This is a genomic window from Facklamia sp. P13069 (assembly GCF_050409405.1).
Lineage (GTDB): Bacteria > Bacillota > Bacilli > Lactobacillales > Aerococcaceae > Facklamia.
This window is the reverse complement of record NZ_JBNUPN010000001.1, coordinates 81,525-107,865: the sequence shown is the minus strand read 5'-3', so window position 1 is coordinate 107,865 and position 26,341 is coordinate 81,525. Positions and strand designations below refer to the sequence as shown.

The 26,341-nt window shown below is 37.2% G+C and carries 20 protein-coding genes; 7 read left to right on the top strand and 13 right to left on the bottom strand.

The genetic code is table 11. The features are described from left to right. Positions 1-39 precede the first annotated feature (39 nt). The 5 genes from ACQV2T_RS00570 (at position 40) to ACQV2T_RS00550 (ending at position 7,063) form a co-directional block, all read left to right on the top strand. Positions 40-525, top strand: coding sequence for a nucleoside 2-deoxyribosyltransferase (locus tag ACQV2T_RS00570; protein ID WP_428875100.1), 486 nt, complete (start codon positions 40-42; stop codon positions 523-525). A gap of 42 nt (positions 526-567) precedes the next feature. Beyond that, entirely contained in the window at positions 568-2,121 is a 1,554-nt protein-coding gene (locus ACQV2T_RS00565; RefSeq protein ID WP_428875099.1) for a Ppx/GppA family phosphatase, read from the top strand. Positions 2,122-2,144: 23 nt separating this feature from the next. Then, complete coding sequence (locus ACQV2T_RS00560; RefSeq protein WP_428893097.1) at positions 2,145-4,424, top strand: RNA degradosome polyphosphate kinase; 2,280 nt, start codon at positions 2,145-2,147, stop codon at positions 4,422-4,424. Positions 4,425-4,566: 142 nt separating this feature from the next. Next, a complete protein-coding gene (locus ACQV2T_RS00555; RefSeq protein ID WP_428873293.1) occupies positions 4,567-6,198 on the top strand; it encodes an ABC-F family ATP-binding cassette domain-containing protein in 1,632 nt (543 codons plus the stop codon). 151 nt (positions 6,199-6,349) lie between these two features. Beyond that, on the top strand, positions 6,350-7,063 hold the full coding sequence (locus tag ACQV2T_RS00550; RefSeq protein WP_428873292.1) for a YebC/PmpR family DNA-binding transcriptional regulator: 714 nt from the start codon (positions 6,350-6,352) through the stop codon (positions 7,061-7,063). A 374-nt stretch (positions 7,064-7,437) separates the two neighbouring features. Here ACQV2T_RS00550 and ACQV2T_RS00545 read toward each other — a convergent pair whose 3' ends face one another. From ACQV2T_RS00545 to ACQV2T_RS00505, 9 genes are read right to left on the bottom strand one after another with little or no spacing between them, the layout of a single operon-like run. Continuing rightward, positions 7,438-8,064, bottom strand: a complete 627-nt coding sequence (locus ACQV2T_RS00545; RefSeq protein ID WP_428873290.1) for a V-type ATP synthase subunit D — start codon at positions 8,062-8,064, stop codon at positions 7,438-7,440. 6 nt (positions 8,065-8,070) lie between these two features. Then, complete coding sequence (locus ACQV2T_RS00540; RefSeq protein ID WP_428873289.1) at positions 8,071-9,447, bottom strand: V-type ATP synthase subunit B; 1,377 nt, start codon at positions 9,445-9,447, stop codon at positions 8,071-8,073. Next, the gene (locus ACQV2T_RS00535; protein WP_428873287.1) at positions 9,440-11,221 is read right to left on the bottom strand and encodes a V-type ATP synthase subunit A; all 1,782 of its coding nucleotides are present in this window, start codon (positions 11,219-11,221) and stop codon (positions 9,440-9,442) included. The genes ACQV2T_RS00540 and ACQV2T_RS00535 overlap by 8 nt, the downstream gene beginning before the upstream one ends. Before the next feature lie 13 nt (positions 11,222-11,234). Next, positions 11,235-11,546: a V-type ATP synthase subunit F gene (locus tag ACQV2T_RS00530; RefSeq protein ID WP_258436826.1), complete on the bottom strand. Its 312-nt coding sequence runs from the start codon at positions 11,544-11,546 to the stop codon at positions 11,235-11,237. Next, the gene (locus tag ACQV2T_RS00525) at positions 11,536-12,546 is read right to left on the bottom strand and encodes a V-type ATPase subunit (RefSeq protein ID WP_428873286.1); all 1,011 of its coding nucleotides are present in this window, start codon (positions 12,544-12,546) and stop codon (positions 11,536-11,538) included. The genes ACQV2T_RS00530 and ACQV2T_RS00525 overlap by 11 nt, the downstream gene beginning before the upstream one ends. Positions 12,547-12,558: 12 nt before the next feature. Next, entirely contained in the window at positions 12,559-13,137 is a 579-nt protein-coding gene (locus ACQV2T_RS00520; RefSeq protein WP_428873284.1) for a hypothetical protein, read from the bottom strand. A 12-nt stretch (positions 13,138-13,149) separates the two neighbouring features. Continuing rightward, positions 13,150-13,614 (bottom strand): V-type ATP synthase subunit K, encoded by a 465-nt coding sequence (locus ACQV2T_RS00515; RefSeq protein WP_428873344.1) that lies wholly within the window; start codon positions 13,612-13,614, stop codon positions 13,150-13,152. 17 nt (positions 13,615-13,631) lie between these two features. Continuing rightward, on the bottom strand, positions 13,632-15,557 hold the full coding sequence (locus tag ACQV2T_RS00510; RefSeq protein WP_428873283.1) for a V-type ATP synthase subunit I: 1,926 nt from the start codon (positions 15,555-15,557) through the stop codon (positions 13,632-13,634). After that, positions 15,548-15,868, bottom strand: a complete 321-nt coding sequence (locus ACQV2T_RS00505) for a hypothetical protein (RefSeq protein ID WP_428873282.1) — start codon at positions 15,866-15,868, stop codon at positions 15,548-15,550. The genes ACQV2T_RS00510 and ACQV2T_RS00505 overlap by 10 nt, the downstream gene beginning before the upstream one ends. Positions 15,869-16,070: 202 nt before the next feature. On the opposite strand from ACQV2T_RS00505, the gene ACQV2T_RS00500 reads away from it, so the two are divergent. Together ACQV2T_RS00500 and ACQV2T_RS00495 are read left to right on the top strand one after the other, a co-directional pair. After that, a complete protein-coding gene (locus ACQV2T_RS00500; protein ID WP_428873281.1) occupies positions 16,071-16,991 on the top strand; it encodes a peptidase U32 family protein in 921 nt (306 codons plus the stop codon). Positions 16,992-17,000: 9 nt separating this feature from the next. Then, positions 17,001-18,245 carry a peptidase U32 family protein gene (locus ACQV2T_RS00495; RefSeq protein WP_428873280.1) on the top strand — a complete coding sequence of 415 codons (1,245 nt, stop codon included), beginning with the start codon at positions 17,001-17,003 and terminating at the stop codon, positions 18,243-18,245. Between the two features lie 79 nt (positions 18,246-18,324). On the opposite strand, the gene ACQV2T_RS00490 is transcribed toward ACQV2T_RS00495, so the two are convergent. The 4 genes from ACQV2T_RS00490 to ACQV2T_RS00475 all read right to left on the bottom strand — a co-directional run bounded on the left by ACQV2T_RS00490 (position 18,325) and on the right by ACQV2T_RS00475 (position 26,176). Further along, complete coding sequence (locus tag ACQV2T_RS00490; RefSeq protein ID WP_428873278.1) at positions 18,325-19,791, bottom strand: phosphate:AMP phosphotransferase; 1,467 nt, start codon at positions 19,789-19,791, stop codon at positions 18,325-18,327. Then, on the bottom strand, positions 19,785-20,318 hold the full coding sequence (locus tag ACQV2T_RS00485; protein ID WP_428875094.1) for a GNAT family N-acetyltransferase: 534 nt from the start codon (positions 20,316-20,318) through the stop codon (positions 19,785-19,787). The genes ACQV2T_RS00490 and ACQV2T_RS00485 overlap by 7 nt, the downstream gene beginning before the upstream one ends. Then, a complete protein-coding gene (gene truA / locus ACQV2T_RS00480; RefSeq protein WP_428893096.1) occupies positions 20,311-21,081 on the bottom strand; it encodes a tRNA pseudouridine(38-40) synthase TruA in 771 nt (256 codons plus the stop codon). The genes ACQV2T_RS00485 and truA overlap by 8 nt, the downstream gene beginning before the upstream one ends. A gap of 124 nt (positions 21,082-21,205) precedes the next feature. Then, a complete protein-coding gene (locus ACQV2T_RS00475; RefSeq protein ID WP_428893095.1) occupies positions 21,206-26,176 on the bottom strand; it encodes a S8 family serine peptidase in 4,971 nt (1,656 codons plus the stop codon). Positions 26,177-26,341: the final 165 nt, after the last annotated feature.

Here is a 26,341-nt window from a genome sequence, read left to right as displayed (position 1 = left end):
TCAGCAATTAAAAAACTTACTTAAAGAAAGGATTTAATAATGACTAAATTATATTTTGCAAGTCCCCTTTTTAATGAAATGGAACTAGCCTTCAACCAAAAAGTTGCTAATGAATTAAGACAAGCCATACCTTCTTTAGATATTTTCTTACCACAAGAACAAGCTGAAATTAACGATAAGCAAGCCTATGCCGATTCAAAGATGATTGCTCGTTTGGATACGGAAGCAGTGCTAGCAAGTGATATCGTTTTGGCCGTCTTAGATGGACAAACCATTGATCCAGGTGTAGCCAGTGAAATTGGTATTGCCTACCAAGCCGGCATTCCTATTATTGGTCTATTTTCAGACTCCCGTCAACAAGGCGCGGATAACCCTCAAAAAATTGAGGCACTCAAAGAAGTTGCAGAATCACAGTTCGCCTATGTTAACTTATACACTGTAGGATTGATCAAACTTAACGGAAAGGTTGTTTCTCACTCTTCCGAGATTGCTGCTGCCATTGAAGAAGTCTTAAATAAAAAATAAAGACCAAGATGTTACTAAGTCACAATAGATGGGTGGAAATATATGTATTCCAATAAAGTAGGTTTAATTGATATCGGTTCAAATACTATTCGTATGGTGATTTATGCAATCGATCAATATTATGATGTTCATGAAATTACTAACCTTAAAGCGCCTGCACGTTTATCTCAATACTTGAATAAAGATGAAAACGACCAGGTAATGATGTCTGATAAAGGGATTCAGAAACTAACTGAAACGCTAGCTAGTTTTAACTATGCCGCTCGAGCACATAAAATTGAGGAGTTAATTGTCTTTGCTACAGCAGCTATTCGTCAATCAGCTAACCAAGAGCAAATCATACAGCGGGTATTAGAAGAAACTGGCATTGAAATTCGCATCTTATCAGAAAAAGAAGAGGCTTCGCTGGGCCAGTACGCTATTTCGCACTCCTTACCTAATCGTAATATGGTGACTATCGATATGGGCGGAGGGTCTTGTGAAATAACCTTGTCAGAAAACAAAGAGATTAAACAATACCATTCCTTTCCATTTGGCGTAGTCAGCTTGAAGGAAAAGTTCTTTAAAGATAAAGACCATAATGATTCAACAGCCATTGAAAAGACAAGACGCTATTTACAAAAAACTTTTAAGTCACTGGATTGGCTAAAGAAGGTTAAGTACCCGATCGTTGCGGTCGGTGGTTCTGCGCGTAATATCGCTCAAGTTCATCAACGCCTACAGAATTATCCCATTGCTGGCTTACATGGTTATCGACTCTCTGAAAAAAATCTAAACACCACACTCGACCTATTCCAGTCAACAAATTACCAAGATATGCAAGATATTGACGGTTTAAGTTCTGATCGAACTGACATCATTATTCCAGCTAACTTAGCATTAATTGAGCTTTTTCAAATCGTCAATGCGCCTACCCTATTCATTTCTAGACAAGGGCTGAGAGATGGTGTTATTACTTACTACTTGAATGATCATTTTAACCAGCCTATTAATCCTGAGCATATTCACGTTCGAAGTGTCGCCAAAGTATGTCGTGATTTCAAAGTGCATCCAAAGGTTGCAGAAATTCGGAGTAAAATAGCGATCGATCTTTATAAACAACTGACTGATTTAGGACAAATGGATTATTCCTATGCTCAGCAAGTTGAATTAGAAATGGCAAGTTATCTCTACCGATGTGGCCAATTCATCTCTAAAGAAGCTGATTCCCAGACAACTTTCTATCTTTTATCCAATATGGATTTGGCCGGTTTTTCACATCGCGACCGTGTCCGCTTAGCTTTATTAAGCAGTTATCGTAATAAATCTTTACTCAATCAATATTGTCAGTCTTTCAGCAATTGGTTTAGTAGTGAAGATATAAAAGAACTACAAGCTTTAGGAGGTATTTTAAAATTTAGCCAATCATTAAACGATTCTAAAACTTCTCCGATTAAAAATATTAAATTAGAAAAAAAGAAAAAAGACTATATCCTAACCCTTTATCACAATGGCCCTGTGGTAGCCGAGCAATATCGAGCAGATCGTCACGCCAAACATATTGCTCGTAGCTTAGATGGAAGCTTAAAACTAAAGTATGTTGACTTAGAGGCTTAAAGAAAACTGAGAGGAGAAATGAAATGACTGAGACCAAAAAAAAGAAAAAGAAAACAGTGAATAAGGATAAGCGCATTTCTAACTCAAGAAAAAATCGCGGACAATTTGATAATCCTGACTTTTATTTTAACCGCGAATTATCTTGGCTAGACTTTAATTTACGTTGTATTGACAATGCTTATGATATGACCAATCCTTTACTGGAACAAATAAATTTCTTAGCCATTGCCTCTTCAAATCTCGATGAATTCTTTATGGTCAGAGTTTCGGGAGTTTATGATCAATACCTTGCTGGTGTGGAGGTTTCTGAAAATAAAACCTGCCAAACACCCGAAGAATTATTAGAAAACATTAGTCAGCGCAATCAACGCAATGTCGCTAAACAATACCAACGCTACCATGAATTAATGCCTCTCTTGCCAAATACTGGCTACCAAATGAAGTCCATCGGTGAATTATCCGTATCTGAACAAGCAGAAATAGACTATTACTTTAAGACCTTACTCTTACCGACTCTTTCTCCTTTAGGAATCGATGCCTACCGGCCTTTCCCTCACCTTGTCAATAAAGTTTTAAACATTATGGTTAAGCTGGAAAAGGATGGCGAAGAGCATCGAGCGATTCTTCCTATTCCTCAGCTGGTTGAACGTTATTTTATTATTGAAGGACAAGTCCATACCATCGTCTTAGTGGAAGACATTATCATCCACCACCTTGATCGTATTTTTGAAGGCTATGAAGTTGTGGCTGCTTATCCTTTTCGAATTACACGTAATGCAGATTTTTCAATTGCAGAAGACGGTGCTTCCGATTTGTTAGTTCTAATTGAAGACTATGTCAAACAAAGAAAAAATGGAATGGCTGTCCGGCTTGAAATTGACCGCTCACGCTTAATGAATTTTTCTGAACAAAACCTTACTTATCTACAAGAAGTTTTTGAGTTGGAAGAAAATGCTGTTTACTTAATTGACGGGCCGCTCGATTTAACTTTCCTTTTTGCCTTAAGAGAAGAAATTGGTGAAAATAACCCTCAATTCTTATTTGAGGAGCATATACCCTACCTGAATCCCAAACATTTAGGAGAAGACCTATTCACCCAGGCCAAAGACCATGACATCTTCCTCCACCACCCTTATGATTCGTTTGATCCGGTAGTTAACTTAATAGCGTACGCTGCTCAAGATCCTCAAACCATTGCCATTAAACAGACCCTTTACAGAGTTTCTAAAAACTCTCCCATTATCTCAGCCTTAAAAACCGCTGCCGAAAACGGAAAAGAAGTTACCGTGTTGGTGGAACTAAAAGCACGTTTCGATGAAGAAAATAATGTTTATTGGGCCAAAGAATTAGAAGAAGCAGGCTGTCACGTTTTATATGGTGTTAGTGAACTAAAGACCCATTCCAAAATTTCACTGGTCATTCGCAAGGAGGATAATAAAATCCAACCTTACCTTCATCTAGGAACAGGTAATTACAATGACAAAACAGCAAAAATTTATACCGATATGGGCTTATTTACGACGCACCCTGGTTTAACGGATGATGCTACTGATTTCTTCAACTATTTAAGTGGTTATAGCAGCTTGCCAGATTATAAACATTTACATGTTTCACCTTTTGCCATTCGGGATTCTCTAATGGATTATATTGATGAGGAAATTGCTTTTCAAAAACAATACGGTAATGGTCGTATCATTGCTAAAATGAATTCCTTAACCGATCTTCCCCTCATCCAAAAGCTCTATGAAGCCAGTCAAGCGGGTATTTCAATTGATCTAATTGTTAGAGGTATCTGCTGTTTGAAACCGGGCATTCCTGGAATATCTGATAATATTCGTGTACGTTCAATTGTTGGTCGCTTTTTGGAACATTCCCGTGTGTATTACTTTAACCATAATAGTGATAACCACCTATTCCTCTCTTCAGCTGATATGATGACGCGCAATATGATTAAGCGTGTCGAAATTGAATTCCCGATCTTAGATAAGGATATCGAGGCCGATATAGTGGACTATTTAGAGCTTCAATTAGCTGATAATATGAAAGCACGTGAACTGCAAGTAAACGGCGAATATATCCGCCCAGTTATCATTGAAGACCAAAAAATCAACTCGCAAGAAATTTTAATCGAGCGAGCCAGCCAACGTCAAAAAGATCTCGATGAGCGCTTAGCTAAAGAAAAACAGAGTCGCAAAATTCGACTCAGTAAACTAAATCCCGCTCGTGATAATCAGACTAAACTGTCAAGTCCGCAAGAACCTTCTATAATCAAACGCTTCTTAGCTTGGTTACGCAGTCTATAAAATTTTGACTCTGTCCCTAAATGGACAGAGTTTTTTATCTTCTAATAAGTTTATCAATAAACTATATTTCTTAATGCTTTTTAGTCCTTATCATGCTAGAATGAAGGCGTATGTCTATGAATCTAAGATGGAGGTTATGTTTGTGATCAATGTATCGAATGTTAGTTTACAATTCCCAGACCGGAAATTATTTGATGAGGTCAATATTAATTTTACACCTGGCAACTGTTATGGTGTGATCGGAGCCAATGGTGCTGGTAAGTCAACCTTTTTAAAAATTTTATCAGGTGACATTGCACCTACAACGGGAAATGTGTCCATGGATCCTAATGAAAGATTAGCTGTTCTTAACCAAAACCACTACGGATTCGAAGACTATGAAGTGATCGAAACCGTGATGATGGGTTATAAGGAACTTTATGAAGTAAAGAAAGAAAAAGATGCCATCTATATGAAAGCTGATTTTTCTGATGAAGATGGGGTGCGCGCTGGCGAATTAGAAGGTTTGTTTGCCGAAATGGGTGGTTGGGAAGCTGAATCAGAAGCTTCTAATATGTTACAAGGCTTAGGAATCCCTACTGAACAACATACAGCCAAGATGAGTGAGCTTATCGAAGCTGATAAAATCAAAGTTTTACTGGCTCAAGCACTTTTTGGTAAACCGGACAATCTGCTCCTAGACGAGCCAACTAACGGTCTAGATGCTCAAGCTATTGATTGGCTAAGTAACTTCATCATGGACTTCCCAAACACTGTCATCGTTGTTTCTCACGACCGTCACTTCCTAAACACAGTATGTACTCATATGGCGGATGTCGACTTCGGTAAAATAAAAATTTATGTGGGAAACTATGACTTTTGGTTACAATCCAGTCAATTAGCCGCTAAATTGCAAGCGGATCAAAATGCTAAAAAAGAAGAAAAAATTAAAGAATTACAAAACTTTATTGCGCGCTTTTCTGCTAATGCTTCTAAATCAAAACAAGCGACCTCTAGAAAGAAACTTTTAGAAAAAATTACCCTGGATGACATTCAACCTTCCAGCCGTCGCTATCCATTTGTCGGCTTTTCACCTGAACGTGAAATCGGTAATGATTTACTTAGCGTAGAAGGACTGTCAAAATCAATTGACGGTGAAGCCCTCTTTGATAATGTTACTTTCACTTTGAATCGTGATGATAAGGTGGCTTTTGTCTCCCGCAATGACAATGCCATTTCAGCCTTTTTTGAAATCTTGATGGGAAACTTGGAAGCAGATAAGGGAAGCTTTGAATGGGGTGTTACGACTTCACAAACCTATCTGCCACGTAATTCGGGCGATGAATTTGATGGAGTCGAGTTGTCAATTGTCGATTGGTTAAGACAATATGCTTCTAAAGAAGAAAGTGACAATACCTTCTTACGCTCCTTCTTAGGACGCATGCTCTTTACAGGAGATGATGTCTTAAAACCTGTCAACGTCCTTTCTGGTGGTGAGAAAGTCCGCTGTTTACTTTCAAAAATGATGCTATCGAAAGCCAACGTTTTAGTGATGGATCAACCAACCAACCACTTAGACCTTGAATCCATTACTGCTTTAAACGATGGTTTAATTAAATTTAAATCCGCTATTCTCATCGCCTCACATGACTACGAAGTCTTAAATACAACAGTCAATCGTGTAATTGAAATTACTCCAACTGGGGCCTTTGATCGCATGAATACCAGCTATGAGGAATTTGTCAATGATAAAGATTTACAAGCGCGAATAGATAAAATGTATCCAAAAGATTAATTTTAAGCGACTCAGCAGTCGCTTTTTTTCTTTTGCTATCAAAAGTTTGACAGAAATCTTGCAAGCTAAAAATTTTTGAAAAAAATTCTATAAATGAAGCTTGTTTTTCGCTATAATACAAACAGACTATAATGAAAGTGAAGTGAATTAAATGGGTCGTAAATGGATGAACATTCGCGAAAAAAAAGCGAAAACCGATCAACAAACCTCAAGAATTTATGCAAAATTTGGCATTGAAATTTATGCAGCAGCCAAATCAGGAGACCCAGATCCGGAGACCAACCAGAAACTAAAATTTGTTGTCGATCGTGCTAAAACCTATAATGTACCATCTCACGTCATCAACAAAGCCATTGACAAGGCCAAAGGCTCGGCCGATGAGACCTTCCAAGAATTGCGATACGAAGGTTTTGGCCCGAATGGTTCAATGATTATCGTGGATGCTTTAACAAATAACGTAAACCGCACTGCCGCCAATGTTCGCATGGCCTTTAATAAGAACGGTGGAAATATGGGGGTTGCTGGATCCGTTTCTTATATGTTTGATCATGTGGCTGTTTTTGTGATGGAAAACCAAGATGAAGAAACCATTACAATGGCTTTATTGGAAGCAGATCTCGATGTCAAAGATGTTTATACTGAAGAAGGATCTGTGGTTGTATATGGTCAACCTGGTGATTACGGCACTATTAAAGAATGTCTGGAAAGTATTGGTATTACTGACTTTTCAGTGGCTGAAACTGAAATGATTGCCCAGACTGAAGTGGACCTCAACGCAGAAGACTTGGAAACTTTTGAGAAGTTAATTGATGCATTAGAAGATGATGAAGACGTGCAAAAGGTTTATCATAATGTGAATATGTAATTAATTCACGTAAATTTAAAGGTCTATATTCCTATGTTAACAAATAGCCTCCTATCCGTTGAATAGGAGATTGTTTGTTAACATCCGTTTAAATATCAATCTTATTATTTATATTTTTGTACACGATACGATCATAATACAATAAATAATTCCACCAAATAAAAGGTATTAATAAAGGAATTGCTCTTCATAAATAAAAATAATCCGAATAGTTATAGAAAGAACATTCAATCCAACTATTGATGCTCTCTTATAGATTAAACGTTTAGAGAAGCATCAGTGGAGTGAGTAATAAATCCATTGATTTATTTGACAATCTTTCTACATACTATTCGGATTTTTTCATAAGACTAATTTATTAATCTTTCTACTAATTATAGATCTTTAACCTTCATCATACGAGTGATACTTGCTCGCTCATTTTCTTCTAACTTCATTGAAATATAGTTGATTGTCTCTTCGGTATCCGGAATCATTCGATATTCAAGAGCGTTAACACGTCTTCTTGTTTTTTCGATTTCATCGGCTAAAAGCTGACAAGTCTTTTCAATTTCGACTAAATCTAATAACTTGGGCAAAATGGACCTTAAACCCTCTAAAGCTTCATCTAATTCCGCATTGGAATTCAAATAACCATAGCGTAAAGGCTCATCATCAATATCATCATCTAAATTAAAATCCATTTTAGGAACATTGACACTCATAATATTTTTAAGGTCAATTGAAAGATCAATGTTTTCACCTGAAATGGCCGCTATCTCTTCAATAAAATGATCGCTCATTAAAGACTTCGCTAATACAAATGATTGTAAGGCATTTGAAAGTTCTGCTTCCACTTGATCTCTTAGTTCATTGTTTTTACGAATCAAATCAATAAAATGGCGCATCAATTCATCTTGCTTATCTTTAAGTAACTTATGCCCGCGACTAGCCAGTGCGTGCGTACTCTTTAAAGCTGACAGCTCCATCCGGGTGGGCTTTACCCCTAATACGTTTGCCATAGTGCATTACTCTCCTTTCGGTAAGTATTGCTCGATCATTGGATCCTTGATCCGTTTCAATTCGCTCTTCGGTAAAATCTTTAATAAGTCCCAGGCAATATCAAGCGACTCAAAGATGTCACGGTTCTTATCAAAGCCTTGGTTAACATAGCGTTTCTCGAATTCATCAGTAAATTTAACATACTGTTTATCGATATCTGAAAGGGCTGACTCACCCAATACAATCGCTAATTCTTTTGCTTCTTTACCTTTGGCATAAGCTGCAAATAGCTGGTTCATTGTCGGTGCATGATCTTCACGTGTTTTTCCTTCACCGGTTCCCTTATCCTTCAAACGCGATAAGGAAGGAAGAACATTAATAGGCGGCTTAATACCTTGGTTATCTAATGAACGGTCTAAGATGATCTGTCCTTCAGTAATATAACCGGTTAAGTCAGGGATTGGATGAGTAATATCATCTTCAGGCATGGTAAGAATTGGGATTTGAGTAACCGATCCCTTAGATCCTACTAAACGTCCTGCGCGTTCATAGAGTGTAGATAGGTTGGTATATAAGTAACCTGGATAGCCACGACGGCCTGGTACCTCACGACGGGCTGCTGACACTTCACGTAAGGCCTCACAATAGTTCGTCATGTCTGTCATGATAACTAAAACGTGCATATCTTTTTCAAAAGCCAAGTATTCGGCAGCAGTTAAGGCGATTTTTGGAGTCGCTAACCGCTCAATTGCTGGGTCATTAGCTAGGTTAACAAACATTACTGAACGATCGATTGCTCCGGTTTCACGGAAAGAATCCATAAAGTATTCAGCCTCATCATAAGTAATTCCCATGGCTGCAAAGACAACTGCAAAATTTTCATCAGAATTTAAAACAGTTGCTTGACGTGCAATTTGGGCTGCTAACTCTTTATGCGGCAAACCAGAACCAGAGAAAACGGGTAGTTTTTGTCCACGAACCAGTGTATTCAAATGGTCGATGGTTGAAATACCTGTTTGAATAAATTCATCCGGATAGTCACGCGCCATTGGGTTAATCGCTTGACCATTGATATCAGCAAACTTTTCAGGAATGATTTGCGGTCCGCCATCCATCACATTACCCATACCGTCAAAGATGCGTCCCACAATATCTTCGGATAAAGCAAATTCTAAGGGCTTGCCTTTAAAACGCGCTTTAATATTGGATAGCTTCATTGAAGAAGTACCACCATAGATTTGAACAACGGCTTTACCCTCTTTAGCTTCTAACACCTGACCCATACGAATTTCACCATCGTGGAGCTCAATTTCAACTAGTTCGTCATAGGCTATATCTTCGACGCCATCTACAATCATCAAAGGACCATATAGGTCAGAAATATTTGTATATTCCTTAAGCATTTGCTCCACCTCCTTGTTCTAATACTTGTTTCATGTAGGTAGCAATTTGCTGATCAATTTCATCCAAGCGGTGAATTTCTTCTTCTGGAATAAATTTAGCTCGAGCAATTTGCTCACGAACTTCTTGAGTACCTTCCATAATTTCATTATAGTAAGCACCCAGTTTCATTGCTTCTCTTGCCTCAATTTCAAAATCAATAATTAAATTCAATAATTTCAATTGTTTTTCTTCAGAGGTTGTCGTATCAACATCGTCAAAAGCATTTTGTTGTAAGAAGTCTTCACGAATCATCCCTGCGATGGCAAGCGTTAATTTATCTTTTTCAGAAAGTGAATCTAAACCAACCAAACGAACAATTTCTTGCAAGCTTGATTCTTCTTGAAGAAGGGATAAGCAATGACGTACTTTCTCACCCCAACTTGGGTCAATGTGTTCATCATTATGTGCTTGAACATCGGTTGAATATTGAGAATAAGAATCTAGCCAGTTAATAGCTGGGAAGTGACGTTGTTGTGAAAGTTTAGAATCTAAACTCCAGAATACTTTTACGATACGTAAAGTATTTTGGGTAACGGGTTCTGAAGTATCCCCACCTGGAGGTGAAACCGCTCCAATGGCAGAAACTGAACCAACGCGCTCATCTGATCCCAATACTTGGACCAAGCCGGCACGCTCATAGTATTCTGCAATACGTGAACCTAAATAAGCTGGATAACCTTCATCCCCTGGCATCTCTTCCATACGTCCTGACATTTCACGTAATGCTTCTGCCCAACGTGAAGTAGAATCCGCCATGATGGCCACTGAATAGCCCATATCACGGAAGTATTCCGCAATAGTGATACCTGTATAGATTGAAGCTTCACGAGCCGCCACCGGCATATTGGAAGTGTTAGCAATTAAAATAGTACGTTGCATGATAGACTCGCCCGTTTTAGGATCAATTAATTCTGGAAACTCGTTAATAACGTCCGTCATCTCATTTCCACGTTCACCACATCCTACGTAAACCACTACGTCAACATCAGCATACTTAGCGATTTGGTGCTGAACGACCGTTTTTCCAGCCCCGAAAGGTCCAGGAACAGCAGCTACCCCACCCTTAGTGATTGGGAAGAATGTATCAATTACACGTTGTCCTGTCTTTAGTGGTGCTTTGGGAGTTGATTTAGCTTTATAAGGGCGTCCCAAACGAACCGGCCATTTTTGAACCATATTTAATTCATGTTCGCCTGATTCTGTTTCAACCACACAAACGGTATCTTCAATTTTGAAAGAGCCAGATTCGATGGATTTAATTGTTCCTTCAATGCCAACAGGAACCATAATGCGGTGCTCAATAATTTTGGTTTCTTGAACGACCCCAATAATATCGCCAGCTACCACATGGTCACCCACTGCTTTACGGGCTTCAAATTCCCAAACCTTGTCTCGATCTAAAACATCAATGTTACTTCCTCTTACTAAAAAATTACTCTCTGTTTTTTGCATGAAATCTTCTAATGGTCTTTGAATCCCATCAAACATCTTGGTTAATAGACCTGGTCCTAATTCAACTGAAAGAGGATGTCCTGTAGGTCTTACGATTTCGCCCGGTTTCAACATCGAGGTCTCTTCGTATACTTGAATGGATGCAACGTCTTGGTGCATTTCAATAATTTCGCCAGTAAGTTGCATTTCTCCAACCAAAACAATTTCACGAATTGAGGAGTCTTTCATTCCTTTAGCCTTCACTAAAGGTCCTGAAATTTCTTGAATAATTCCAGTTGTCATTTTTTTCCTCCTTTTATAATATGTTCTGTCCGATTGCTTTTTCAACGTTGTCATTGACTTTGGCTTTACCTATTCCAAGAGATCCTTTATGAGTTGGAATTAGAATAACCGCAGGGGTTGGTAAAGTGTCAAAGTGACTAATCGTATCGGGTATTTCATGAGCTAGATTTTCTGTCAATAATACGACACCAATATTTTCTTCTTTTAAATCGTGTAGAATTTTTCTAGCTTCCTCGCCACTACTTGCTGGATAGACTTCAAATCCTAATAGTTTAAAGGCTAATACGACGTCACGGTTACCGATTACTGCTATTTTATATGCCATGAATAGGTCGCATCCTTTCTTTAATTAGTTGATTGTCTAAATTATTTTCTTTCCCAATTAAGATGAGACGTACGTTGTCACTCTCATTTTCCAAGAAATATAGATAAGTAAGTACTGGCATCGGCCCGAAGGCATCAAATGAGAATGATCTTAAAATCCGACTAAACTCGCCTTGAATTAAAGCATTTAGTTCAGTTGGGTTGACCTTTTCATCATTCAATTGATCCCAAACAGGGTCTAAATTAATCATGTATTCAGCTGTTTGATAAGTTTCAACTAAACCGTTCAAATCTTTTTCTCGCCAATTTTCAATGATATCATCACGACTCACTGCCCCTTGACTTGATAAAGAGGTGAAAATAAATGATGTACTTTGACCTTGTTTAAAAGCACGGACAAAAGTTAATAAATTTTGAAAATCAATTTTCATTTTTACAAATCGACTGAGTTCTTCATGCTTCATTGCATCGGCATGAGATCGGATATGTCTTAGATAGGCTGTATCCAAAATGACATCAATCGAATGGGTATCGCCTGTGTCTTCTACTGCTGTGATAGCGTCATAGACAGCTTCTTCTAATACAGGATGAAGGTCTTCATTTTGTCCTTTTGTAGACACAACTTGAGCAAGTTCCTCTTTTGAAAAACTGCCAATCGGAATGTACAAATGAGACAAATCTTCATCCAGATATTTTTCTTTAATTAAAAGCTTCAAATTATGATAAGTATATCTTAATGAGAAGATTTCGATTATACGCCTATCAGGTGATGCCTCAAGTAATTCTTCATATACATAAACCAAACGTTGTTGAATGATTGGCTCAAAACTACGATTTAAACGCACTTCCTCCGGAATAGAATAAGCCGTCTTACCTAAGTAGTCTAAAACAGCATCAGAATGGTCCATTTGTAATAACGTTTCATAGTCTGATTGACTGAGAAGTTGAGCTTCATAGAGGCGCAGGGTCGTATTTAAACCAGCATACTCTAATTCTTTCATTATAAGCCCCCCTTATGCTTTCAGTTGTTTTTCAAGTTCAATAAGCAGTTGAGGCTTCAGTTCATTAATAATATCTTCAAATAAATAATTCATATTCATCCCTTTTTGGGTAAGAATAAAACCAGATTTATCCGCAACGTTTTCGCCCCATTGCATCATATTATAATCTGCATGAAATTTATTCGCTTGATCATCAGAAATAAATTGACGTGATTTTTCACCGATTCTTAGTTCAAAAGCTTGATTTGAATCCAACTTTTGCATTGCCGCTTGAATCATTTGACCCAAATTATTAGCTATCGAATGGTTTATTTCTTCAGGAACGTCTTGGATAATTTCTTCTAATAATTTTTGCTTATGAGTAAGCTGTGAGTTGCGCAATTCATTAGCCAATGATTGCTTACGAATTTCAAATTGTTGCTCTTGCTTACGAATAAAGTTTTCTTTATCATGCTCAAATTGTTTATTAATCCGATTTTTGTAATCGTCCATTGCTTGGGACAACTCATTTTGAAGATCTTGAACTTGTGCTTCACCTGTGGCTTGAACTTTCCCTAAGATTTTATTTTGTAAAGTTTCAATGTTTCCCACAAGTTTGACCTCCTATCCTTGAACAAGTAAGAATGAGAATACGAATGCTAAAATTGCATAAGTTTCAACCATTACTGAATAAATAATTGCATTAATAACTTTTTCAGGACGTTTAGCCAAAATCTGCATACCTGCTGCAGCTACTTTACCTTGGTGAATACCTGATACCCAACCTACAAAACCAACAGGCATAGCAGCAATTAATAGATTAAGTCCTGTTTGTAGTTCCATGCCTTGTTGTAACTGTAAGAAAATTAAGAAGCCAATCGCAAATCCATAAAGGCCTTGTGTACCTGGTAGTAACTGTAAGATTAAAGATTGAACGAATTTTTCAGGTTGATCTTTAGTTAAAGCTGCAGCGGATGTACCTGCAGTACCAACCCCATTAGCTGAACCAAAACCTGAGAAAATAACTGCCACTGCTATCCCTAAAACGGCGAATAAATAACCACCATACTCTTGTAAAAATTCCATTATATTACCTCCTAGTAAATTTATTTAATATTAATGTATTTGCCTAAGTATTTTAATGGGGCAAAGGCTTGACCCCCAGCTTCATAGAATTTACCGAAGAACTCAACGAAGATTAAACGTGCAGAGTGAACATAAGCACTTAAGACCGTTAAGCCAAAGTTAAATAACTGTAAAGCAATGATTAATAGAATACCCACTGAAAATCTTGCTGCAGGAGGTAAATATGCCACCAAAATATTAAAGGCTAAGGCAATTGATCCTCCAGCTATACCAAGGGCCATTAGTCGACTATACGATACTAAATCTCCTAAATAAGAAGAGATGCCATACAAATCGTATAAACCGGCTCCGAAACCGGCAAATTTATTTTTACTTTTAATAATAGCTACTACCAAAATTGTTATGGCTGCAAACCCAGCTAAATATAGGCCTAATTGTTGTAGACTTTCAATGTTTAATAACATTGGTCCAAGGACTGCAATTAAAAAGCCAAATAGCATGATAATCCATGATAGTCCATCCTTAATTGCATCTAATCGATTACTTTCCCAATTTAGGAGTGTGTTTAGGATGAGTCCATGAATGATTTGGATAAATCCTAAACCAATCGACAAGGCCAATACCTGAATGACGTCTTCAGTAGGTGATAGCAACTTGAAAGGCAAAGATTCACCAAAAAACGACCCGTAAATTAAGCCCCATAGCAAAACAGCATATGATAAGAGATGGAAGAAACGTATGTTTTTTTTCATCCCTTTATCGATCGTAAAGAATTTTAATGGGATAAAGGTTCCTAACCAGAGTAAAATTCCATAACCTAAATCGGCAATCATCATTCCAAAGAATGTCCAATAATAAGGCGTTAAAGAGGATGTCGGGTCAAACCCCTTATATCCAGGTAGACCATACATTGAAGTAACTGTTTCAAAAGGTTCAACCAAAGGGTGATTTTTTAATTGAATGGGTACTTCTTCGCTTTCTTCTTCAGTTGGTGTCACATAGTCTAAATAAACTTCTCCATTTAGCGCTTTTATAACTTCTTCTAAGCTTGCTTGAGCTTGTTGCTCTTCAATCCAACCTTCTAGAGCGAACAACTCCCCTTTGTTTAATCCTAATTCTGTTGCTTTTTGTCTTTCTACTTTGGCATAAAAAACTTCTTCAGCGATTTTTAATTGGTTATATTCTTGTCTGAAACTTCCCAATTCTTTTCTTAGATCTCTGGCTTTGTTTCTTAAGTTTTCCGCTTCTATATGGGATTCTTCTAGCAGTTTAACCGGAAGGTCTTTGAAGCGATAATCTAAGATCTGGAAGCGGTTTTGATTAAGAAATTGATTCACTTCGAAGGCATCATCCTTATCAAAAGCAACTGCCAGGCCAATTTCTTCTTTAGACTGATAGACCTCTTCCAGTGCAATTCGGTCTTCTTCTTTCAAAGCATTGTAATATTCATTATCCGCTGTTTGAGGAATTGTCCCTAATAACAAGCGTGTATAGCGATAATCTTTAGCGTAATCTGGAAGTGCTTTTAGATTGCGCCACTTATGATAAAAATCGGCTTCATTCTCGCAAATTTGAATTTGGGAATCAATTTCTTCTAGCATCTTTTTCTTTTCCCATACTTTATCAGTAATCTTCTTGGCTTGCTCATCCATTTGACTTTCTTCAATTTCAGCCATACTCATTTCTGGTAATGGCGTTAGATACTTGTCTTTAAAGGATTCAGCTGTTAGATAACTTTCTAAATATTTTTTTGCTGATCGGACATTTTCTAACTGATCGAGATATTCTGTCAGTTGTTTTGATTCCATTTTTGGCTCTTGGTCCAACAATTCAGAGTTAATTGTCTTCACTTGAATGTTTTGCATTTTTTGAAATGCCTGCATCAAGTCGTCACGATTTTCTTTCTCAACAATTGCTAAAACCTTAGCCATTTTAGCTATTGCCATATTTCTTTCACCACCTTTTCAGCAATTTTTTGCGTCAAATCCTCACGGCGGTTAGCAATATCGGATTCAATTTGAACAACCGACAATTGATTTTCATTTCTTAAGTCATTTTCAACCTCAAGAAATTGATGATTATATTTTTCTTTAGTCGTTTGTTTAAATTGAGCGAATTCCGAATCAACCTGCCTTTTAAATGTGAGTTTTTGATCTTCAAAGTTTTCTTGCATTTCTTGCAATTTTTTTTGATAATCAGCAACTTTTTCAGCACTTAATGCCTCTAATTCGTTAACTGTCTCAATTAAATTTGCCATTCGTTCACCACCCTTCTTTTCCTATTTCAAATAGGAAATAAATAATTAGCGACACTGATATTATAACATGAATTTTGATTCCGTTTCCAATATTATTTAGTTTGTGAAAAAGTTACTATGTATTAAAATGCTGTTTATTATCTCTGTTTACTCGTATATAATTGATAGATGAATAAAATAACGATTAGAAAGAAGGGTTCTAATGATCAAGTTGATTGCAACAGCTGAATCGATAGGACAAGCCAAAAAACTAATCGATCTTGGGATCGATCAAGTTGTTATTGGTGAGGAAGTATTTGGTTTGCGCTTGCCGGCTTATTTCTCCTTTGACGAAATGAAAGAGGTTATCGATTACGCCCACCAATACAAAAAAGAAGTCATCATTGCCATGAATGCTATTTTGCATAATGAACAAATTAAGCAAGCACGATCTTTTCTAAAGAAGATCAAAGAAATCGGTGCAGACCAAATTATGGTTGGCGATACTGGCTTAATTCAAATTCTTAAAGATGAAGACCTCTACTTACCATATATTTATAATGCTTCTGTTTTAATGACCTCATCCGGTCAAGTAAATTTCTGGGCCAAATATGGCGCAAAGAGAGCCTTTGTCGCAAGTGAAGTGCCATTTGTTGAATTAAAGGATATGTTAGCTGAAAGTCAAATTCCTCTTGTTTATCAAGTCTATGGCTCTACTTGTATTCATCAAAGTCGAAGACGCTTATTGAATAATTACTTTAACTATATTCATAAGGATGTTGAGGAGTTAACCGATCGTGATCTTTTCTTGTCTGAGCCTAATAAAAAGGATAGCCATTATTCGATCTACACCGATCAACACGGTACACATATCTTTGCCAATAAAGATTTAAATTTAATTGAATATTTACCCGATTTAGCAAATGTTCAACAAACGCATTGGTATTTAGATGGATTATTTACACCCGAAGAAGCGTTCAAACAAGTCGCAAGACATTTTATACGTGTGAAGGAATTAATTGAACAAGACCAAGTGACTTTAGAAGGACTAAAACTACATCGTGTAGCGGTTGAACAATATCACACTAAAAATCGGGAATTGGGTACAGGTTTCTTCTTATATGAAGCAGACCAGGTACAATAGGAGGCGCTTATGGAAAACTTAACTTTTAAAAAACCAGAATTATTAGCACCCGCAGGAACGCTCGAAAAACTAAAAACTGCGATTCACTATGGAGCAGATGCAGTATATATTGGCGGTAATGATTACGGACTTCGTAAAAGAGCCGGTAATTTTTCTTTTGAGGATATGGCTGAGGGAGTCGCTTTTGCCCATGCAAGAGATGCGAAGGTATATGTCGCTGCTAATATGGTTACTCATGAAAATGATGAGATAGGTGCTGGTGATTTTTTCCGGCAAGTAAGGGATATTGGCATTGATGCGGTCATTGTGTCTGATCCGACTCTTATGCAAATATGTGCCAGTGAAGCTCCGGGACTAGACATTCACCTTTCCACCCAGCAATCAGCTGTCAATTATGAAACCTTGAACTTTTGGCAGGAAGCCGGACTGACACGTTGCGTTTTAGGACGTGAGGTCTCTATGGCAGAAATTAAAGAAATCCGTGCTAATACGGATGTAGAAATCGAAGCTTTTATTCATGGTGCTATGTGTATATCTTATTCCGGTCGTTGTACTCTCTCCAACCATATGGCTAATCGTGACGCTAATCGAGGCGGCTGTTGTCAATCTTGTCGTTGGCACTATGGCTTATTCGAACTGCCTGAGTTGGACCAAAAAGTAATGGTGGGGGCAGGTGAACCGGGTATTAAAGAACCTTTCTCGATGTCAGCTGTTGATATGGGGATGTTAGACCATATCCCTGAAATCATTGAGGCAGGGATTGATTCGCTGAAAATTGAAGGCCGTATGAAATCCATCCATTATATCTCAACCGTTGTTAACGTTTATCGTAAGGCTATTGATAGCTTCTTTGCTGATCCTAAAAATTATGAAGTAAAAAAAGAATGGTCTGATGAATTATGGAAAATTGCTCAACGCGAGCTTTCAACTGGCTTTTATTACGACGCACCAAGTGAAAAAGAGCAATTGTTTGGCAAGCGTCGACGTCGACCAGAGTATTCCTTTATAGGGGAAGTTTTAGATTATGACCCTGATACAACCATCGCTACTATTCAACAACGCAATAACTTTAAAGTTGGTGAAACCATTGAATTTTATGGTCCTGGCATGCGCCGTCATCAAGAAACATTAGATCAAATGTGGGATGACACAGGAGCTGAAATCGAAGTGGCTCCTCACGCTATGCAAATTGTTACTATGAAAGTCAGTCAACCTGTTGCTAAGCATGATATGCTTCGTAAACACTTAAAATAAAACGAAAGCAACTCATAGATGATACCTACCACTTTTGCTGGATAAACAGTCAAAGGGTAGGTATCTTTCAGAGTTGCTTTTATTTAGCTATTATTTTTTCTAAGTGCTCAATGAAGTATTTCAAGACTTGAATACGGGCATAGCGTTTATCATTGCTGGCTACGATATACCAAGGAGCATATTCGGTATCTGTGCGAACCAACATTTCATTCATAGCCTCTAAATATTGTGGCATTTTCTCACGATTGCGCCAATCTTCAGCTGTTATTTTATAGTTTTTGGCTGGATCTTCTACCCGATCTTCAAATCTTTCATATTGCTCTTGACTATCAATATATAAGAAAAACTTCATGACAGCCGTGCCGTGGTCGGCCAAGGTTCTTTCCATTTGATTAATTTCTTCATAAGCGCGTTCCCAATCTCTTTCAGGGGTGAAATTTTCTACCCTCTCAACTAAGACCCGCCCATACCAAGAACGATCAAAAATAACCATCTGACCATCTTCGGGCATTTCTTTTTGAAAACGCCATAAATAATGAAATTTTTCTTCTATAGGGTCTGGTGCGTTAATTCCAAATATTTTATAAGAACGAGGATCAATGTGCCGAGTCAACCGCTTAATTGCCCCACCTTTACCAGCTGCATCCATTCCTTCAAAGGCTAAAACAATGGGGATTTTCTGATCATAGCATTGGTAAACCAATTTAGCCGCTTGCTCTTGTAAGTCAGCTAACTCCTTGTGGTAATCATCTTTTGAAAGACTCTTACTTAAGTCAAATTGGTCAAGAACATCGTAAACCTGATCACGATCTCTTTTAATCGCTTCATCCCTAGTCCGGCACTGAACGATCCGTTCTATACCACGATGAATTTCATCAATTACCGTCCCTAAGACCATTTTAGAAGCATATTTTTTGTCCTCAGCTGCAACGATATGCCAAGGTGATCGTTTATTATTAGTTTGGGTAAGAATCTTTTCAAACCATTCTTGGTGGTCTTGGTAGTTTTTATTTTGTTCATAGTCTACCTCAGATAACAAATGCTTTCCTTCAACTGTCTCTTCAAGTTTCTTGATGCGTTTTTTTTGTGTTTTTTCCGTTATATTTATGAAAAACTTAATAACAATCATACCGTTATTTATCAAAGTACTATCTAGTTCTGTTAATTCACGAACACGCTGCTCTAGTTTTTCATCATTTTTTTGATCATGATTAAAGACTTGATAGTAAAAGGAACGATCATAGACAACTATTTCTTGATTAGAGGGAATTTTTTGCCAAAAACGCCAAACAGAAGGATGCGCTTTTTCCATTTGATTGGCCTTGTCAAAGACTTCTACTCTCACATAACGTGGATCGAGTTCACGCGTTAAATCGTTGATCACATAGCCTTTACCTGCCGATTCCCAGCCATCAATTAAAATTAAAACTGGAATTTCAAGTCCTTTAACTGTTCGTTGTAATTGATCGAGCCTTTCACCCAACTCTGATCTTTTATAGTTATCAAAGCGTTGGTCAATTTTTTCAAAATCAAAGTCTTTTAACATGGATTCTCCTTCTTTCTGTAATATTGGTAAGCATCTCTAGGATCGCCATTTTCTAAAAAAATAATGCCACAAAACTGAAATCCTAGCTTTGCTAAAATATGTTTCATTGGTTGATTTTCCTCATGTGTGTCAATTCTGATATTCGAATAATGTTCCAAGGTCCAGTCTAATAATGCTTGCCCACTACCTTTTGCTGATGGTAAAGATGCTAGTCGATGAATAGTCACATACTCTTCATCATTCAGCCACTGTCCCTGAATGTTTTTATAAGTAGGGTCTTCCCCTGCTAGCAAAGCCATCACTGCTAATATTTCATGATCGAGCCTATCTTCTACTATATAAGAATGTGCTGAACGATAATCATTTAGAATGACCTCTCTGCCAGGATAGCCATCAATCCATTGATTGAGATTACCAGTAGCCAATTGAAATCGACGTGCTTGATCATAAATGGCTTGCAACTTATCGATATCTTTTAATTCTACTCGACGAACCTGCCAGTCACTTGTTTTTTTTATCTTACTCAAAAGGATCCTCCTCATATTCTACATGCATTAAATATAAACCTTGTGGAGGCGCTGTAGGACCTGCCTGGTTGCGATCTTTTATATCTAGAAGTCGTTGCATCTCGATAGGTTCTTTAAGGCCGTCACCTATTTGAAGGGAAGTTCCCACAATAATACGGATCATATTGTATAAAAATCCGTTCCCTTTAAAATCAAAAACTAACTCTTGATTAGGAACGTCTAGATTAGCCTTTACTTCATATAAGTTTCTCACTTTATTCTCTTTATCTGTTTTAGTAGAGCAAAAACTTGTGAAATCGTGTTCTCCTTGTAGATAAGCTAAACCTTCTTGAATGCGCTCAATTTCAAAAGGATAACCATGGTGAGTGGTAAAATTTCGTTTAAAAGGATCTGGGAAAGCTTGAGTATCCACGCGATAGCGATAGGACTTTCCAATAGCATGGTAGCGGGCATGAAAATCTATCTTCGTCTGGTTACATTGAATAATACGAATGTCTTTTTCAAGAATAGAATTCAAAGCACGCAAAAGATTGATAGCCGGAAGCGAAGCAGGAAAATCAAAATGGATCACTTGCCCCATGGCATGAACCCCTGCATCTGTTCGACCGGAACCTATAATTTTAATAGGGTTTTCTGGGCTTTTTTTAGCAATAAGAAGCAAGGCATTTTCAATTTTCTCTTGAATAGATATACCATTTTTTTGAATTTGATAACCGTGATAGTGACTTCCATCATATTGAACTTTAGCTACATAACGTGGCAAACTCCCACTCCTTTCCATCTCATTTAATTATAGACATTCTTTTCTTCATTATAAAGGCTAATGGTTGCCTAACAAAAAAACTCTCTCATTCAATTTGAATGAGAGAGAAAAAAGTAATGTGTTATTAATCTTTTAATTTTTTCTTTGAATACGCAAGGCTGCCTAAACCTAAGAAGGAAAGTATTGTTGCTACGATAGGATAAGCATGCTGACTCGTTTCTCCAGTAGCTGGTAAGACGCTAGCGCCTTCAGCATCAGATCCTACACCTTGATTCTTATCAAAACTTTCACCTTGCTGTGGTCTTGAACCAGCCTTAGGCTTCAAGTCTTTAGAATATCCCATTACAAGATTTTGCAATTCTAATAATTGAGCTTTTGTTAAATCGTTTAAGTTACTTGCCTCAATTTCATTCACTAAAGCTTGAGCTTTCTTAAGATCAAAATCTTTAGGCTTACGATAATCTTCGATATTCTTTAGTTTATATTTAAACATTTCAAAGTAAGCATTGAAGTTTTTAATTTCTTCTGATAATTCGTCTTCTTTTGCTTGTTCTGGTTTTGTTGGATCAGTTGGACTGGATGGTTCTTCCGGACTTAAATGCTCATCATTTACCTTAGTACCCATTAGAATGATCTCTGTTTGAGCCGGACGAATAACTTCTCCGGTTAACGGATTCAACAACCCTTTAACTCCTTCTTGAATAGTTAATTCGATTCCTTCTAATAAATAAGAGTCTGATTTTTTATCCGTTTCAAAATCAATTTCTACTGGACCATATTCCACAACTTTATCAGTCGCGTCTATAAGAATAACTAATTCACCATCTTCATCGATATTAGCTTTTCCTTCTTGACCTTCTTGGACAACGTTCATTTCACCCACAGCTAAATCTGCATTAAAACGTTTCACAACTTTAAATGGAATAGCTTTTAAATCTCTTAATTGAACTGGGATAGATGTTGCTTCACTTTCATTACCAAAGTCATCATAAACAGTAAAGGTTAGCTCTTTTCCTAACTTAGATTTAGGAATAGTATATAAAACTTTTCCTTCGACTGGGATAGGATTTAATAGTGAATCGAATGTCTTATCTACGCGACCGATCATGTCATTATCCGCCCATAATTCAACATAGTTCATGTTATCACTGAAGTCGATCTCGAAGTATAATAAATCCTTATCTGGACCAAAGACTTGGTTAACTTTAAGTTTTGGCGCTTCAATATCTCGTCTTATTCTTTGAGCCACTTGCTGCTTAACTAATTTATCGTTAGGACTCTTAACATAAGCAATCATTTCAATACTGTAAACTTTATTTTCGGTTAACTTCTCAGTAGATATATCTTCCTTAAAGTAGATCATACCCTCTATTTCTTCAAAAGCGACTGGGTGATTTTCTATAATGATATTTCCGTCTTCGTCACTCACTCGATACTCTAAATAATGAAGCTCATTATAATTTGAGATTTCACCTGAAAGGTCAATGAATTCTTGATACTCACCATATGGCTGGAAGTACCAAGGGCTATTAGTAACAATTGATGGTAAGTCGGTTGTATCTAAGCCTTTTTCTGCAATATATTCTTCTGGATTGCTCGGAGCCTCACCATAAGCTTTGTTCTCTTCAGTTACCTCTGCTTCTGGTTCTTCTCCTGGTTTAATATCAGATCCTCTTTCGACTTCTTCTAAAGTACCATCGGCTAATAAGCGATATTGTTTAATATTTCGAGCGTTGTCATATACCCAAATATCTAAGTCTTTATCTTCAAAACCTTCTTCTAGATTAATTGTAAATGTTTCTTTTAGTAATTGTGGATTATCATTCTTATTAACTTCTTGCCAAGATACAAATTGATCGCCACTATAAACCTCTACTGCAAAAATGCCAGATAAGTTATCTTCTACTGATAAAGTTACTTTGTTTTGTTCACGTTTGGCTTCTAACATAGCATCACTATTATCTAGTACAAACTTATACTCATAACGCTGTCTTTCAGCATCTGGCGCATCAATTTGTGCTTCGATTACATAATAATATTCACCTTCATCTACTTTCTCACCAAATGTATCGGTGAAATCCCAGCCAGTTCCCCAAGGATCTTGTAAGAATCGATATTGATCTTGGTATAAACGAGCAACTTTAAACATACGATTGATGATGGAAAGATCACGTATTTTTTCTCCAGCAGCATTTTCCACGTGGAAAGTTACATCGACTGCGTCACGTAAGAAAGCTAATTTCGGCGTTACTTTGTTTTCAAAGCCATCTTTCTCATTACTATTCACAAAAATCACCTTATCATCTTCAACTCGCCATGCATTAAAGTAATCCCAACCCTGTTCTAAACGCTTACGAACAAAGGCTGTTTTGTCGACACCACCATCCTCGTATTCAATCGGTAAGAAGTTGACATCTTTAGCGTCGGCAAAATCAATCATTTCATCAATAATCGGTAATTTATCCCATTCCCCCTTGAAACCAAAGAAAGGCAATGACAATTCAGTGGCTTTAGAATCAACTGGCTTGAAGAAGAAGTATCCTTGGACGTATTGATTTTGATCGATACCCATAGTTGAAATGATTTGTTCCATTGTTGCTGTTTGACCAGCTTTAACAGTAATTTCACCTAAACTCTCTTCTTTAATCGTTTCGGTTGTTTCTGTATAGCGACCTTCTTCATTAATCTTATCTTTTAATAAAACATAAGAAACAGTATAGGTCTGATCGTCTTTACCATAGTTTTTCAGTTTTAGATTAGCTACAAATTGATCTTGAACTTCTTTTATTTCAAGCTTTCCGTCTTCTTTTGTATCTGTCTCATTAGTTGCCACAACAGTCACAAGATTATCTAAGGCTTTTTTGATATTCGCAAGACCTGCACCTTGTTGAATAGGAGTGTAATAAGAAGCACCCTCTTCAAGTGTATTTAACTTTGGAACGGCTGTATTCATTAAAATCAGCATTGCTAAGTCATCCTGTAATGGATCTTTTTCTTTCCCATTACGGACTAAAATACCTTCATCATAAAGTCTTTGCATTACAAGAGCAGCCATGCCCGATAAGTGAGGTGTTGCCATCGATGTTCCCGACATATTCTGATAACGATCATCACTCATTAAACTATAAATGAAACCACCTGGTCCGGCGATGTCCGGTTTTAATAGTAAGTCTGTAGAAGGCCCCCAAGAAGAAAACTCGCTGAGATTACCTGCCGTGAAAGCATCAAATGCTTGTAGTTCTTTAGAAATTTTGAAAAGGGCATCTTGATTAGAACTAGCAATTTCCTTAAGCTTCTGTCCAGACTCCTTAGTCACAAACATAATTGGAATATCTAAATTCTCTAAACCTGTCATTTCCATAGTATAAGGGCTTTCTAAATTATCATAAATAATTAGTCCTGCCGCATTGCGTTCTCTAGCTAACTGATATTTCTCATTAAATGAAGCATCCCCACGTTGGACCAGAACAATTTTCCCAGTAAAATCGACCTCTGCATTGTTGGTATCTTTATACAGTTCGTAATCTTCTACATTACCTTTGCCAAATTCTACAAGTGGTAATTCTTCACTGAATCCTTCAGGATAGGTAAAGGAGCCTGGGAAGTATTTAACTTCTTCTCCTGCTTTTACTTGAACATAGCGTTTCATTTCTTTTAAGTTATCGAATGAAGCAATCGACATGGAAGGATCCACACTGGCTGGATAGCCCATCGTGCTATTATCTGGATTTTTACCTAGTTGAGTATAATCTGTCCCCCAAGTAGCGTTACGGTCATTACCTGCTGCAATCATTGGAAGAATTCCTTTATCGCGAGCGTTTTGAACGGCTTTTGCCATTGGAGTATCACCCATAATGTTAAAGCCACTTGACATACCTAGAGACATATTAATGATATCAGCACCTAATTTAACCGAATCATCAAACGCTTTCATCCAAATGTCTTCATAAACTGTTGCGTTTACTTGATCTTCTGAGAAGGCTTTCATTAATAGTAATTGTACATGTGGCGCGATTCCACGAATACCACCCTCTTCTGGGTCACCATTTGCTCCAATCGTACCAGCTACGTGGTTTCCATGCTCATCTTTAGACTGTAAAGTGTCTACATTGTCAGCATAATTATAACCATATGCAATTTTATTAGAGTACCATTTACCTGGTAATCCTAATTTTTGAATCATTTCATTCATTTCTGCTTCATCATAACGTTTTTCGATATCATCAGCTAAAATGAAATCACGATGATAAGGATCAAAGCCTGTATCAATAACTGACACAACAATGTTTTCACCCTTATATTCTGTTTGGTAATCAGCTAATAAATCCATTCCAATTAAAGGACCAGAATTAATCATATTAGCTTCGGCTACTGGGCGTGTGTAACTTTGCGATACATTTACAGACAAGACTTGAGTCATCGACTTAAGTTGATCAATTGTAGCTTGGTTAGCTACAGCTGAGAAACCTGTAAATGAAGCTGAATATTCTTGTTCACCTTCTAAAGTAAGCCCTTGACCAGCGAGAAGATCAGTAATTTCTTTGATGGTTTTCTTTACTTCTTCTTCACTTTCTTTAATAGCTAACTGATAGAGTGTCTCGTCACGATAGTCTGCTCGATCAATAGCTGCTAGGTTATTGGTGCGCACAATTATCTTAACTTTATCTTCGGCTACTGCTTCATCATCTTTAGCTTCTGTTGTTTTAGTTGGCTCTGCTGTTTCTTCTAAGACTGTTGTTTCAACAGCTTCACTTGTTTCAACCGTTTCACTTGTTTCAACTATCTCAGTGTTTTCAATAGTCTCAGTTTTTTCAATTGAAGTTGATGTCTCCACTATTTCACTTGTCTCTATGATCTCTTTTTTAGGAATCGCTTTCAATTTTTCATTTGAAAATTCTTTCGCTTGCTGTTTTTCCTCCACTGAATTCGTGGTAACTTTTTGATCCGACTCCCTAGTAGTCTGTTGATGACTGTTTTCTTGAAGCTGAACTTGATCCACTTTTACTTCTTGTTCTTCAGCATTAACTTGATTAGCCTGTGCCATCATCATTAACGCAAGCCCACAAGAACTAAGCACCTTCAATCGATTATTCATAAAATTCCTCCTCAAACGTTTTCATATGGATACATTTTAACAGATTTTTTTTAAATTTGATAGTGAATATAAGAAATAAATGAGTGTTTTATTAAATTGTAAGGGCTTGATTTTAATATTGTTAAACTATTAAAAATCCCTAAACACTAGGTTTAGGGTGCAATA

Coding starts and splice junctions, on each gene's coding strand:
- ACQV2T_RS00570 (WP_428875100.1), top strand. CDS start 40: ATGACTAAATTATATTTTGCAAGTCCCCTTTTTAATGAAATGGAACTA.
- ACQV2T_RS00565 (WP_428875099.1), top strand. CDS start 568: ATGTATTCCAATAAAGTAGGTTTAATTGATATCGGTTCAAATACTATT.
- ACQV2T_RS00560 (WP_428893097.1), top strand. CDS start 2,145: ATGACTGAGACCAAAAAAAAGAAAAAGAAAACAGTGAATAAGGATAAG.
- ACQV2T_RS00550 (WP_428873292.1), top strand. CDS start 6,350: ATGGGTCGTAAATGGATGAACATTCGCGAAAAAAAAGCGAAAACCGAT.
- ACQV2T_RS00545 (WP_428873290.1), bottom strand. CDS start 8,064: ATGGCAAACGTATTAGGGGTAAAGCCCACCCGGATGGAGCTGTCAGCT.
- ACQV2T_RS00540 (WP_428873289.1), bottom strand. CDS start 9,447: ATGCTTAAGGAATATACAAATATTTCTGACCTATATGGTCCTTTGATG.
- ACQV2T_RS00535 (WP_428873287.1), bottom strand. CDS start 11,221: ATGACAACTGGAATTATTCAAGAAATTTCAGGACCTTTAGTGAAGGCT.
- ACQV2T_RS00530 (WP_258436826.1), bottom strand. CDS start 11,546: ATGGCATATAAAATAGCAGTAATCGGTAACCGTGACGTCGTATTAGCC.
- ACQV2T_RS00525 (WP_428873286.1), bottom strand. CDS start 12,546: ATGAAAGAATTAGAGTATGCTGGTTTAAATACGACCCTGCGCCTCTAT.
- ACQV2T_RS00510 (WP_428873283.1), bottom strand. CDS start 15,557: ATGGCAATAGCTAAAATGGCTAAGGTTTTAGCAATTGTTGAGAAAGAA.
- ACQV2T_RS00505 (WP_428873282.1), bottom strand. CDS start 15,868: ATGGCAAATTTAATTGAGACAGTTAACGAATTAGAGGCATTAAGTGCT.
- ACQV2T_RS00500 (WP_428873281.1), top strand. CDS start 16,071: ATGATCAAGTTGATTGCAACAGCTGAATCGATAGGACAAGCCAAAAAA.
- ACQV2T_RS00495 (WP_428873280.1), top strand. CDS start 17,001: ATGGAAAACTTAACTTTTAAAAAACCAGAATTATTAGCACCCGCAGGA.
- ACQV2T_RS00490 (WP_428873278.1), bottom strand. CDS start 19,791: ATGTTAAAAGACTTTGATTTTGAAAAAATTGACCAACGCTTTGATAAC.
- ACQV2T_RS00475 (WP_428893095.1), bottom strand. CDS start 26,176: ATGAATAATCGATTGAAGGTGCTTAGTTCTTGTGGGCTTGCGTTAATG.